The sequence below is a fragment of the Chryseobacterium candidae genome, from assembly GCF_004916905.1.
GTDB classification, from domain to species: Bacteria; Bacteroidota; Bacteroidia; order Flavobacteriales; family Weeksellaceae; genus Chryseobacterium; species Chryseobacterium candidae.
Map to the genome: position 1 here is coordinate 193,418 of NZ_SDLV01000025.1, position 12,974 is coordinate 206,391.

Here is a 12,974-nt window from a genome sequence, read left to right on the forward strand (position 1 = left end):
TTCAATCGTTTTAGAATCAGTTTGTCGTCTTAGACTACTATAATCAACTTAATTTTAGATTTCTAAATAATTGTAATCCTGTTGTTATTTCCCGGATCATTTCTTTTTCCATGACACTAAAATCCATGTTGGGCTCTGCTTTATTCTCCCAGCTGGCAGTAAGTTCTGTAAGTTTTACCAACCCTGCTGTTCCTGCTGTTCCTTTGAGTTTGTGAAGAATCAATTTCAGATTGGTACTGTCTTTTTCAGCGGTGCTTTTTTTAATGTTTTCTTCAGCCTGAGTAAGTTGTTCTATTACAAGATCTAAAAATACTTTTCTGAAGTCTTCATCATCATCACCTATTTGTTTATTCAGAAGATTTATATCCAGATAATTTTCTTTATTTGAGGGAAGATTATTTTCATTAGGAATGTACTTCTTCAGCATTTCCAGCAGATCATTTTGTCTTAAAGGCTTAGGAAGGAAGTCATTCATCCCGGAATCCAGGCATTTTTCTTTTTCACCCAGTACATTTCCTGCAGTAACGCCAATAATCGGAACATGGGAATATTCCGGGAGTAAACGGATTTTTTTGGTTGCTTCAATACCATCCATTACCGGCATCTGAACATCCATTAAAATAATATTGAATATTTTTTCTTTACACTGCCGAACTGCCTGTAGTCCATCCGTGGCTTCCGTAAGCAGAGCATCGGGAATGAGTGAGCGCATCATTTTATGATTAAGAACCATGTTCACCGGGTTGTCATCTACAAGTAAGACCTGTGGCGACTGCATCAGTATGGAGGTTGCGGCTTCCGGCTGTGCGTTGTTGGTTATTTCTTTTTCAGTATTTTTTACAGCACGTCTCAATGTTTTGTAAAGCTCTTCGGACTTGATAGGCTTCAGCAGGAAGTAAGAATTGTTTTCCTGACGGAAAGAATTGATAACATCGTGTTCCTCAGAAGACGTATGAAGAATAATCAGAGGAGATGATTCATTCTGTTCCTCAAATAGTTCTTTGATTTTTTCTATGGTTTCCAACCCGGAAATAACAGGCATATGATAATCCATCAGAATAACATCAAAACGTTCTCCTGCCAGCAATATCTGAAGTGCTTCCATTCCGTTGGCAGCAAGCCTGGAATCTATATTTTTATAGGCAAGCATGTGCTGAATAATAATCCTGTTGGTTTCATTATCATCTACAATAAGGACCTTGTTTATATTCAGCTCTTCATCTTCATGGCTGTAGCACATTTCATAGGGAACCTCTATATCAAAATAGAAAACAGAACCTTCCTGAAGTTCGCTCACCAGTGATAAACTGCTTCCCATGTATTTCAGAATATTATTGGAAATGGTAAGTCCGAGACCTGTTCCTCCATACCTTTTGCTGATAGAGCTGTTTTCCTGAGTAAAGGCATTGAAAATATGCTGTTGTTTTTCTTTAGGAATACCAATTCCGGTATCTCTTACTGAAAATCTGAGTGTGATATTTTTGTTGTCTAAATTCAGTTTTTCTACTTTAAGTTCTATTTCTCCCTGTTCTGTAAATTTCACTGCATTGCCAAGAAGGTTGATCAAAATTTGCTTCAGCCTTGATTCATCCAGCCAGATGGTTTCAGGAAGTCCCTGTTCTATATTCAGCAGTAATTCTATATTTTTTTTCTGTGACTGGTAAAGGATAACATTAATTACCTGACCTACCATATCATAAATATTGGACTTTTCAACGATGAGATCCATTTTTCCGGATTCTACTTTGGAAAAATCAAGGATATCGTTGATAATACTCAATAAATTTTCTCCTGATTCATTGATGTAATTAAGATATTGAGTCTGTATCTCGTTTAACGGAGTTTTTAAAAGGAGGTCGGAAAAACCGATCACACCGTTCAGTGGAGTTCGGATTTCATGGCTCATATTGGCCAGGAATTCAGATTTTGCTTTGCTGGCAATATCTGCCATTTTCTTGGCATTTTTCAGTTCTCTGTTGATTTTTACAGATCCTGTAATATTTTGTGCAGAAACAATAATTCCCCCGATAACATTATTGGAAAGATACCATGGGGTGACTTCTACGCTGTAATGCTGAATAATTCCCTTGCCTGGAACCTCTATTGCCATGTCTTCATTCTTGTAAGCTTTTCCCGCCAGTGCATTCTGATATATTTTTAATCTTTCATCTGGTACATTGGGAGAAATTTTAAACATGTTTTCACCAATAAGCCTGATGTCGTTCATCTGGAACTCTTCTTTCCAGCTCCTGCTTACAGAAACATAATTAAGATCTTTGTCAAACATCGCAACTGTAGAAGGTACATATGTAACAAAAGACTGCAGCATAGCCTCTTTTTTGGCCAGCTCAAGGTAGATTTTTTTGAATGTATCAATATTCTGAATGATTCCGTAGACTCTGGTGCATACTCCGTTTTCAAATTCAGGTATACCTTTTACTCTTACCCAAATCATCACGCCGCCATTCTGTACAAGCTGTAATTCTTCATCGTAGGGTACACCTTCTTTTATAGCTCTTTCCAATAAGAATTCCAGCCTTTCCCGGCTTTTTTCACTGTAAAAGCCCAGTGCATTTTCAAAATCCGGCTTAAAATTTTTATCTATTTTATGGATTTCTCTTGTAGACTGCGACCAGGTTACGGTATTATTTTTCAGATTCACTTCCCATCCTCCCACCTGGGCAACAGCACTTGTCTGTTCCAGCATCTTTTTGGTATGAACCAAATCTTTTTCCAAAGTCACTCTTTCTGTAACATTCAGTGCGGTGCTTACAACGTTAGGGTTTCCTTCTTTATTAATTTCAACAAGATTGTGGTACATCCAGATCATTTCTTCACCTTCTTTGGTTTTCAGGATCATGGTTCCGGAATCTTCATGATTTTTGTTGATCCGTTCGAGATATTGCTCAAGAAGAGGCCAGTTTTTTTGGGGAACAAGATCTTTTAAATTCAATCCTTCTACTTCTTCGGCAGAATATTGCAGGATTTCTCTCCCTTTTTCGTTGACAGCAATGATATTACCTTCCATATCATGCATACTCATCAATCCTATGGCATTTTCAAAGAAGTTTCTGAAGCGGCGCTCAGAGCTTTCCAGTTTAAGTTTTTCTTCAATGCGTTGGGTGATATTGATTCCGAAACAAAAAATCTCTGAATGGTTTTGATTGAGCTTTAAATACCATTCAATAATGATAGTTTGATTACCATCTATATTGGTTGTAGTAGTAAAAGTTACTTCTTCATCCGTATTGGGTAGGTTTTCGGAAAGTAATTGAAGTTGAGAATTATGATTTCCTATCAGGTCCAGGAAATTCTGATTGAGAATCTTACCTTTATCTCTTTGAAAAGTATTTTCAAAAGCCGGGTTAGCCTCTTTCAGTAAGAAGTCTTTATTCAGAACACAGATCAGGTTATTGGAAATAGTAAAGGTCTGCTGAAAATACTCCGCCTGGATATTTTTTCTTTTTCCCAAAAGGACTTTTGTAATGGCCTCTCCTATTTTTTTCAGCGTTGAAACCTGATCGTCTGTAATTGTTTTAGGTTTATAATCAATCACACAGATTGTCCCTAATACGAATCCTTCATCATCAATCAGAGGTACTCCTGCATAAAACCGGATTTCGCTTTCAAGAATAATTGGATTATCAGAAGATCTTTCATCTGACAAGGTATCATTGATGACTACGATGTCCCCACTTGCAATAGAATACTGGCATAAAGTGCTTTTCCTGTCTACAAGATCCATAGCAAGTCCCACACAGCTTTGAATGGTCTGGGTTTCGCTTTCCATCATGGAAATAAGCGCTGCAGGACAGCCTGTCACCATGCATGCTGTTTCTGCAAAAATGTCTAACTGGGGATCTTTTTCAAGATTTAAAAGATTAAAATACTCCAGTTTCTTCATTCTCTCTTCTTCATTTGCAGGAATTGGATACTTCTTCATATTTTATATCAACAATTAGAGATTTTTCTTTTTTCATTATTAAAAAATGAAAATCAAGGCATTAAGGTTAATATTTTAAATGATTTAAAGTTATTTAAAACATTATTTTAATAAGTAAACCAAAGTACGAAATAATTTTGTATTCTATTACAGTAAATGTGTTAATAAAGCTATATAAATATTTATTTCAGATTAATTGAGAGAAATATTACATTTTAAAAGAAATAATACGCATTATGAAAATGAAAAAGTACCATGCGTAAAGTATGGTACTTAATGGATGAACCGGGATCAATATAAGTATTGATTATGTATTTTCTTAAGGTCTGACGATTGGTGGTTTAGAAAAAGTCCATTCCCGAAAATTCGGAAATGGACTCACCACTTATCATCATCCAAATCACAACTAAACTATGAACAGTGAGGCAATAGTTTGTGCATCGCTGCCACTTAAGATTTCGTCATAAGCTGCAGAACCTGCTGCTGCACCAAAAAGAGCGCCTGTATTGTAACCAGCCTGATTGGTATTGTCTTCTCCGGCATAAACAGGATTGGTAGCTGAAGGCATATTTCCTCCGTTTGCAAGTTCAATCCATCCTTTGTTGGCTCTCATTCTTCTTACCTGTGAGGCATGCCTTGCTTCAACGGAGTGAATCTGCAATGCTGCCTGAAGTACCACTTTGTTGGACATTACATTTCCGGCCTGTCCTTTATAAGCCCTTACTCCGGTATCTTCAAAGGCCTGAGCAAGGATAAGAAATTGGTTATAATCTGTAAAAGGCATGAAATTTCCGCCGGCTGTAAAATCAAAAGTAGGTTTATTTCCGGGAGTTGTTCCTAAAGAAGTCAGTGTGCTTTTCAGAAAGCTTACGTGAGCGGATTCATGTTTTGAAATCTGCATGAAAACGGTTCTGTCTCCATTGGGGATCAGTCCGGGGGTTGACAATCCTATGCTGTAGTATTCATTTTCGAGATATTCCAGTACCAATGCCAGTTGTAAAGCATCTGTAAGGGTACTTTTTAAAGCAGCACCTGTTAATGCCGTTTTTGTAGTTTCTGCTTTGGCAGGAGTAGCCATCATCGCCCCCAATCCAAGAGGTATTGCTGCTGTAGCTGCTTTTTTTCCGAATAAAGAAATATTCGTAATGGTTTCCAGTCTTGAAGCTTCTGTAGTGAAAAATTTATCATCAGAAAGCTTATCCAGTAATCTAAGAATATTCATAATGTGAGTTTTAAGGTGAATGATTAGTTGATTCCTCTTTCTTTCCAGGTAAAAGGTGTTTTGATAAACGCTCCGGCAGCCATTACAATATCTTTCGGCTCTTTGGCAAGGTCAAGTCCATTGGCATCTATCACATCATCTCCTGAAAAATCTGCTGATCCGGGATTAATTAGATTCCGGATGGCAGAGGCATGTCTGGCTTCCACGGAAACTATCTTACCGGCAATCACAAGGTAAGCGGGATTGGAAATATATTTCCCTGCTCCATTGTAAGCTGCAACACCGGTATCTTCTAATGCTTTGGCTGTTGCTAGTACTGAGTTCCGATCATTAAAATTCACATTCGGATACTGGAATTCAAGTTTAGGAAGCACATGATCTGTGGCACCGCTGATTGCAACTTTGAAGAAATCACGGTGAATAACTTCGTGGTGATAAAGATCTGTAAAAACCTCTTTTTCAATACTGGAAATTCCCGTATAAAAATTGTTGACCACTTTCGTATAAAAATCTGCTTCCAACTGTTCCAAAGCATAGGCATAATTAAGTACACCTACATCTCCTGTTCCAAGATCGTACTTGGATTCTTCTATAATCTGGAAGTCATCATCATCATTACATCCAATGATGGTAAGACCTGCGATGGCTAATCCTACTCCACCTAATTTTAAAAAGTTTCTTCTACTGGTATCAAGGGTAGCGCCCTGATTAGAAACCTGAATTGTTTTTTTCATATTATTAATTTTTAGTGTTGGACACATAAGAGGAAGAAAAACAGCATAATGGATATGCTGTTTGAAATCTTAGAATTTATTATGGCATCAATACCGTGTCTATTACATGAATTACCCCATTAGATTGGTTCACATCGGCAATTGTTACTTTCGCGCTGTTTCCTTTTGCATCTTTTATGTAAAGATCTTTACCTTTTGTCCAGAATGTAAGGTCTTCACCCTGCACTGTTTTCATCATGCTTTTTCCGTTTCCTGATTTTACGGCTGCCCAAATTTCTTTGGCACTGTATCTTCCTGGAAGAACATGATAAGTTAAAATAGAGGTAAGCATTTCTTTGTTTTCAGGCTTTACAAGGTTTTCTACTGTTCCTTTCGGAAGCTTTGCAAAGGCAGCATCTGTGGGAGCCAATACCGTAAAAGGTCCTGCACCTTGTAATGTTTCTACCAGGCCGGCAGCTTTTACCGCAGCTACAAGGGTTTTGTGATCCTTGGAGTTGACAGCGTTTTCAATAATGTTTTTGGAAGGATACATAGGAGCTCCTCCTACCATTACTGTTTTTTCTTTCATCGTTTGTGCAGTTACCTTTCCGCTGAAAGCAAATGATAATGCTACCATTGCTAAAACTGTGATTTTTGAATGTGTGTTCATTGTGTTGATTTTTTAATTAATTGTATTTAATTGTGCTTTTAATGTCATTTACGAGTTAGGTTTTATTTTAGATTTAAAAAAAATAAAATTTATTTTAAATCATTGATTTGTAGTGTTTTATTTTTTATCCGGAACAAATTCAAGACAGATCGAATTCATGCAGAAACGTTTTCCTGTAGGTTTCGGACCATCATCAAAAACATGACCAAGGTGAGAATCACATCTTCCACATCGTACTTCGGTACGCTCCATGTGATAAGAGGTGTCTTTTCTGTACTTCACGCTGTTTTTATGGATGGGCTGATAAAAAGAAGGCCAGCCACAGGTGGTGGCAAACTTAGAGGTTGAAATAAAAAGAGAATTTCCACATACAGCACAATAGTAAGTGCCTTTTTCATCAAATTCATAATATTTCCCTGTAAAAGCAGTTTCTGTGGCACCTTCTCTTGCAACCTGATAGAGCTCTGGTTTTAAAATCTTTTTCCATTCGCTATTGCTTACTTTCAGAATATTTTCTGAGGTGTGAGAATAATAGGGATTTTTAGCTTTGAAAAGTGTGCTTTGTGCTTTATAACCTTCTAAACATAAGGCAAGGCAAAAAGCAAGTATTGTTTTTGAAACGAACGTTTTCATATTGATTTTTTTTAATTATTTTCTTAAAATCATTTACGAAATAAAAGTTTACTGAGATTTTGTTGGGAATTTATTTTATTTTATTACATTTGGATAGAAAAATAAAAGCTATTAAAACAACCTATTCTGAAGAGCAACTTATCGTTTTACTAAAAGAAAAAAACGAAAATGGTTTTCATTATCTATATGACCACTATTCCGGTGCGCTGTATGGGATTATTCTTCGAATCGTTCAGTCTAAAGAATACACCGAAGAAGTTATTCAGGATGTTTTTGTTAAAATATGGAACTCTATCCATCAGTATGATACTTCCAAAGGCAGATTTTACACTTGGATGATTAATATAGCACGGAATACCGCCATCGATTATTTAAAATCGAAAGCTTTCCAAAATGAACTTAAAAACCAATCACTTCCGGATTTCGTATATAATACTGCAGAGCTTTCAACCACTAATAATTCTTCCGATTATATTGGATTTAATAATGTGCTTGAAGGTCTGGAGGCAGACAAGCAAGAGCTTATAGACCTTGCTTATTATCAGGGATATACCCAAAACGAAATATCCGAGAAACTGAAGATACCGCTGGGAACGGTAAAAACAAAAATGAGAAATGCACTGATGAAATTAAAAGATTTGCTAAAAGATTATCAATAAATTGAACACTAAAGAATACATATCATCCGGAATTATAGAATCTTATATTCTAGGCCATGCTTCTCCTGAAGAAGCAGGGATTTTGGAGTGTGTGATGAAGAATAATGCTGAAGTAAAAACAGCTTTTGAAGAAGCACAAAAAACGTTGGAAGATCTGGCGACAGCTCAGGCTGTAACACCTCCAAGTGATTTGAAATCAAAGATCTGGAATAAAATTCAGCAGGAACAGACTGTTGAAGAATTGTCTCCTTCCCTTCCTGCAGATCTCCCTGAAGCAAAAGGACGGACAGAAAATAATACAGACATAAAGGGGTATCAGAAAAATACGCCTTGGAAAACATATGCTATAGCGGCATCAGTATTATTCCTGGTAAGTGTTGGAGGAAATCTATTCTGGATGAATACTCAATCTGCCAATCAAAAAGAAATGGCTTTAATGATAGCAGATAAAAAGCAGCAGGATCAGGCTATGGAAAAAATGAACCGGAAGATTGATATGTTTTCCAATCCAGATATGCAGATGGTTATGCTGAAAGGGGTAGAAAAACATGCTGAGGCCAAAGCAATGGTTTTCTGGGATAAAAAAACAAAAGAAGTTTATCTGAATGCGGAAAAACTTCCTAAAGCCCCAGAAGGAATGCAGTATCAGCTTTGGGCAATAGAGGATGGAAAACCGGTAAATGCAGGAATGTACACCGAAGATAAAGACAGCAGGACTGCTTTGGCTAGTATTCCTAATGCACAGGCTTTTGCCATTACACTTGAAAAAGCTGGTGGAAGTAGTGTTCCTACTATGGAAAATATGTTTGTAATGGGGAAAATTTAAACCCGTTTACACAAAAAAACAAGGCGGACACAATCAATCCGCCTCGTATCTCCCAAATAATTAAATATGAAAAAATATGAATGTCTATACCAGACAGGCCTTCAGCATCAGATCGTGAAGGTCTGTATTTTTAATAAACGGCTGTAAAAGTTCGTTTCCTGGACCATACGCAGCTACTTCCACATAATCTCCGGAATGATCCATGCTGATCCATCCTACAGAATTCCTGCTTTTTTGAATTTCTGAATATAATTTAAAAGGCAGTTTCTTATAATTATAAAGTCCTTCTTCTTTTTCAAGACCATTGTAGAAGCTTAACATATGCCTGGCTTCATCGTCATTCAGAGTAATCCTGTTGCTCTCATAGATCCAGTCTTTAATGTCTTTTACCGAATAGTCTTTGTGAATCTTGTTCAGAATATATTCATTGGTGTATTGGTAATCTGAAATGCTGTTAAAATTCTTGGTTGCATCTGTTCCGTAAATCGTTCCCGGATTGGCATTTCCATGGTCTGTAGTGATGATGACTAAAGTATTTCCGTCTTTTTCAGCAAAATCCATAACTGTTTTTACTGCTTCATCAAATGCCAGCTGATCATGGATGAGCGCTGCCACATCATTGGCATGGGCAGACCAGTCTACTTTTCCGGCTTCTACCTGAAGGACAAAACCTTCGGGATGGTCTTTCATCTGATTGATGGCTGTGTGGGCCATTTCAGCAAGAGTTGGCGTATTTTTATACTCCTGAAGATTCGCTCTGTCAATACTATATGGTAATGCTCCTGTACTGAAAATGCCTAATAATTTCTCTCCTTTTTTGATTTCTTTCAGATCATTTTGTGTTTTCAGAATCCGGTATCCTTTTTTGCTGTAAACAGAATAGAGGTCTTTTTTATCGTCTCTTTTTGCAGGGTTGAAAAATTCGTCTCCACCTCCTAACAGCACATCGAATTCCAGCTCTGCATACATTTCTGCAATTTGAGGTTCAGCATTTCTTTGGGAAGAATTTACACAGAATCCTGCGGGAGTAGCATGAGTAATGGTTACCGTAGTTACACAGCCGGCTTTCTTTCCTGCTTTTTTATATTGCTGCCATATGGGAAGGTGTTTCTCTCCGTTAGCTCCCATATTCAACGTCCCGTTTTTAACTCTGATTCCGCCTCCAAAAGCAGAACTTGCCGCTGCAGAATCTGTAACAATAGAACTTGCTGAAGCGGTGTCCATCAAAGCACGGGTTACTTTTTGGTCATGATACAGATTAAGCCAGTTACTACCCTTTCCTAAAATATTCCGTGAGTACAGATCTGCCATTGAAAGTGTTCCGAGGCTCATCCCATCACTTACCATAAAGATGATATTCTTCGCTTTTCCTTTATGACGAAGTTCGGTATTCTTCCCGAAGCTCCAGAGATCAGATGGTGATAAGGTCAATAACCCTGAAAGCAGTGCAGATCCTTTTAGAAATTTTCTTCTGTCCATATTGTTTTTGAAATAGTGCTGAAAGTTATCGTATTTAAATTTTTATCGTAACATTGTCGCATTAATTGAAAGTTAATTTTAAATGTTCTTTGGAAACGGATCTTCAAAACTTTGTTTTTTGTCAAATAGTTCCTGTTCCCTTTCATTAATAAGACAATGTTGAAGGTCTGATAACATTTGATCTTTATCCAGATTCTGTCCGATAAAAACCAGTTCATTGATTCTGTCGCCCCAGTTTTTATCCCATCTGCTTTCTATAAATTTTTGATTATCTACAAATGAAGAATACTGCACCCTGTGATTCATAGGCATACTACTCCACCAAACTCCTGCTTTTTCCAGTCTGAAAGAACCGCCTGCCTGGGAAAAATTTAAAGCATCATCAGGTCTTGAGGCCAGCCAGAACAAACCTTTAGCTCTGATGGCTTCTTCAGGATAATGATGATTCAGGTATTCCCAAAGTCTCATAGGATGGAAAGGCTTTTTATCTCTGAAAACCAATGAGCTTATCCCATACTCTTCAGTTTCCGTGGTGTGATGATCGGATTGTAATTCTTTTTGCCAGCCTGCAGATGACTGTGCCCTTTCGAAATCAAAAAGCTTTGTATTTAAAATCTTTTGAGGATCAATTTTTCCAAATTCTGAATGGAGAAGAACAGCCTCCGGATTCAGTTTCTTTATGGCTGCTGTTAAAAAACCAAGGGTTTCAGTATTTATAAGATCTGTTTTGTTTAAGATAATCACGTTGGCAAATTCAATCTGGTCGGTCAGAAGATTGACAATCGTTCTGTAATCGCCTTCCATATCAGTAAGATCACGATCCAGTAACATTTCATTAGAGCCAAAATCATTCATGAAATTGAAACAATCAACCACTGTCACCATTGTATCCACATAACTGAAACGGGACAGATCTATTCCACTCTCTTCATCAATATAAGTGAATGTTTGGGCAACAGGAATCGGTTCACTGATTCCCGTACTTTCGATAAGGAGATAATCAAAACGGTTTTCATTCGCCAAACGTTCTACTTCTACCATAAGATCTTCACGAAGTGTACAGCAGATGCATCCGTTACTCATTTCTACTAATTTTTCTTCTGTTCTGGAAAGGGTATTTTGGTTTTCAACAAGCCTTGCATCAATATTAATTTCGCTCATATCATTCACTATGACTGCTACTTTTAAGCCTTGTTTATTGTGAAGAATATGATTCAGTAATGTTGTCTTTCCAGCTCCCAGAAAGCCGCTGAGTACCGTTACAGGAAGTTTCTTAGTCATGATTTTAATGTTTATGATTTTTAAAATTGATCAGATGGCCAGTAATCAAACCGGCAGCTCCCATATAGATCAGAGGAAGATGTACTTCAAACAGAAAATCTGCCAGTATAGAAATAAAAATAAGAGCCAGTGATACCCAGAATAGAAACTTCAGCCATTGCTTTTCTATTTTCTTCGTTATTCTGAAAACTACAACAGCTCCAATGAAAAGGAAAACCAGATCAATATAAGGGTTATGTGATATTCCCAAGGGGACAATCAGTAATAATGGAAAGACGATACAATGAATCAGGCATAAAACAGCAGCGGAGATTCCTACAGCATCAAGAATTTTTGATTTCATAATAGTATGGATTAATTTTCTTATCGTAACTTTGTTGCAAAAGTAAAGATAAAAATTTAAATACCGCAACTTTGTTGCATTAAAAATGAAACAAGTCAGAAATACTCACGCCAAAACTGAAATTTTAAACCTGATTAATGGTTCAGAGGTAGCCCTTACCCACTCTGATATTCAGAAGAAACTGGGAGATCTGTGCAATAGAGTAACCATTTACAGAGTTCTGGAAAGGCTTGAAAACGAAGGTGCTATACATAAGATCGTCAATATTGACGGTGTGGTGAATTTTGCAAAATGCAGTGGGAAATGTACCCATGAACAACATTTTCACAATCATGTTCATTTTAACTGTAAGGAATGTCATTCCGTTACGTGTATTGAAAATGCTATTCCGGAAATCAGTTTGCCGGAACATTTTATTGCACAGGAATATAATTTAATTATCAGCGGGATATGCCCTAAATGTGCTGATCTTTAAAAGTAAAAAGACAGAAAAGCGAATATGCTGATCTGCCTTTTTTATGGAAATAGAAATTCTTTTATAAAGAAGAAATATAGACTTCTATTTTGGTTCCATCATAATTGAAGGTTCCGTCAGAATTCTTTTTACCCAATACCCATTTCATATCTACAGGTACTGCCCATGCAGATCCTAATGAAAATCCGTTAACAGATCTGATTTCGTTTCCGTTTCCCGTGGTAACAGCTGAATGAAAGAATGTCTTATCAATAAGTCTGTAAAAACCAATGGCTTTTCCTGCCGGAATGGGTGTATATCCATCCCATTTTTTTCCCGCCGGATAATTGAATAAGGTTAACCATTTCTGTCCTGCCGATTCTGCAAGCTGGGTAGGGCTTATCCTGGCGCCACGCATATACAATGCATAGGCTACCACATCATGACATACTCCACTGTTGTATTTCGAAATGTTCTCTTCACCTGAGAGAACAGCATGAGCAACGGGTGCTCTTTCAGATAGGGATAGCTGAGCCTTCCTGGCTCCTTCCGGTGTTATAAATGACATATTATACTATTTTGTTTGGTGAAGTAAAGGTAGGGCTTTAAAATTTAATCACCGATGTTGGAAAATATTTCAAGTTTGGGCTAAAGCCCTTTTTATAGCAAATAATACATTAAGTGGGTTAAAACCCGCCTCCATTGATATATAAATTCATTTGAAAGATTATCGTTAACAATTGATTAAAAA

12 protein-coding genes are annotated in these 12,974 nt (G+C 37.1%); 3 read left to right on the forward strand and 9 right to left on the reverse strand.

Annotated elements, in window-relative coordinates; translation table 11 throughout:
* Nucleotides 1–43 precede the first annotated feature (43 nt).
* The 5 genes from EK417_RS12920 to msrB form a co-directional block, all read right to left on the reverse strand.
* On the reverse strand, nucleotides 44–3,943 hold the full coding sequence (locus tag EK417_RS12920) for a response regulator (protein ID WP_136522365.1): 3,900 nt from the start codon (nucleotides 3,941–3,943) through the stop codon (nucleotides 44–46).
* Nucleotides 3,944–4,349: 406 nt separating this feature from the next.
* A complete protein-coding gene (locus EK417_RS12925) occupies nucleotides 4,350–5,165 on the reverse strand; it encodes a ferritin-like domain-containing protein (RefSeq protein WP_076594697.1) in 816 nt (271 codons plus the stop codon).
* 23 nt (nucleotides 5,166–5,188) lie between these two features.
* On the reverse strand, nucleotides 5,189–5,899 hold the full coding sequence (locus EK417_RS12930) for a ferritin-like domain-containing protein (protein ID WP_110366192.1): 711 nt from the start codon (nucleotides 5,897–5,899) through the stop codon (nucleotides 5,189–5,191).
* A gap of 79 nt (nucleotides 5,900–5,978) precedes the next feature.
* Nucleotides 5,979–6,548 carry a fasciclin domain-containing protein gene (locus EK417_RS12935; protein WP_076594699.1) on the reverse strand — a complete coding sequence of 190 codons (570 nt, stop codon included), beginning with the start codon at nucleotides 6,546–6,548 and terminating at the stop codon, nucleotides 5,979–5,981.
* 117 nt (nucleotides 6,549–6,665) lie between these two features.
* Complete coding sequence (msrB, locus tag EK417_RS12940; RefSeq protein ID WP_136522366.1) at nucleotides 6,666–7,181, reverse strand: peptide-methionine (R)-S-oxide reductase MsrB; 516 nt, start codon at nucleotides 7,179–7,181, stop codon at nucleotides 6,666–6,668.
* A gap of 89 nt (nucleotides 7,182–7,270) precedes the next feature.
* On the opposite strand from msrB, the gene EK417_RS12945 reads away from it, so the two are divergent.
* On the forward strand, nucleotides 7,271–7,840 hold the full coding sequence (locus EK417_RS12945) for an RNA polymerase sigma factor (protein WP_228402436.1): 570 nt from the start codon (nucleotides 7,271–7,273) through the stop codon (nucleotides 7,838–7,840).
* A 1-nt stretch (nucleotide 7,841) separates the two neighbouring features.
* Nucleotides 7,842–8,666 (forward strand): anti-sigma factor, encoded by an 825-nt coding sequence (locus tag EK417_RS12950; protein ID WP_136522367.1) that lies wholly within the window; start codon nucleotides 7,842–7,844, stop codon nucleotides 8,664–8,666.
* Between the two features lie 84 nt (nucleotides 8,667–8,750).
* Here EK417_RS12950 and EK417_RS12955 read toward each other — a convergent pair whose 3' ends face one another.
* From EK417_RS12955 to EK417_RS12965, 3 genes are all read right to left on the reverse strand, one after another.
* Nucleotides 8,751–10,145 (reverse strand): alkaline phosphatase, encoded by a 1,395-nt coding sequence (locus EK417_RS12955; RefSeq protein WP_136522368.1) that lies wholly within the window; start codon nucleotides 10,143–10,145, stop codon nucleotides 8,751–8,753.
* Between the two features lie 78 nt (nucleotides 10,146–10,223).
* A complete protein-coding gene (locus tag EK417_RS12960) occupies nucleotides 10,224–11,426 on the reverse strand; it encodes a GTP-binding protein (RefSeq protein WP_136522369.1) in 1,203 nt (400 codons plus the stop codon).
* A gap of 4 nt (nucleotides 11,427–11,430) precedes the next feature.
* A complete protein-coding gene (locus tag EK417_RS12965; protein WP_076594704.1) occupies nucleotides 11,431–11,769 on the reverse strand; it encodes a MerC domain-containing protein in 339 nt (112 codons plus the stop codon).
* Nucleotides 11,770–11,854: 85 nt separating this feature from the next.
* Between EK417_RS12965 and EK417_RS12970 the strand changes: the two genes are divergently transcribed.
* Entirely contained in the window at nucleotides 11,855–12,244 is a 390-nt protein-coding gene (locus tag EK417_RS12970; protein ID WP_136522370.1) for a Fur family transcriptional regulator, read from the forward strand.
* Between the two features lie 61 nt (nucleotides 12,245–12,305).
* Here the strand turns inward: EK417_RS12970 and EK417_RS12975 are convergent, their stop codons facing one another.
* The gene (locus EK417_RS12975; protein WP_076594706.1) at nucleotides 12,306–12,791 is read right to left on the reverse strand and encodes a hypothetical protein; all 486 of its coding nucleotides are present in this window, start codon (nucleotides 12,789–12,791) and stop codon (nucleotides 12,306–12,308) included.
* Nucleotides 12,792–12,974 lie beyond the last annotated feature (183 nt).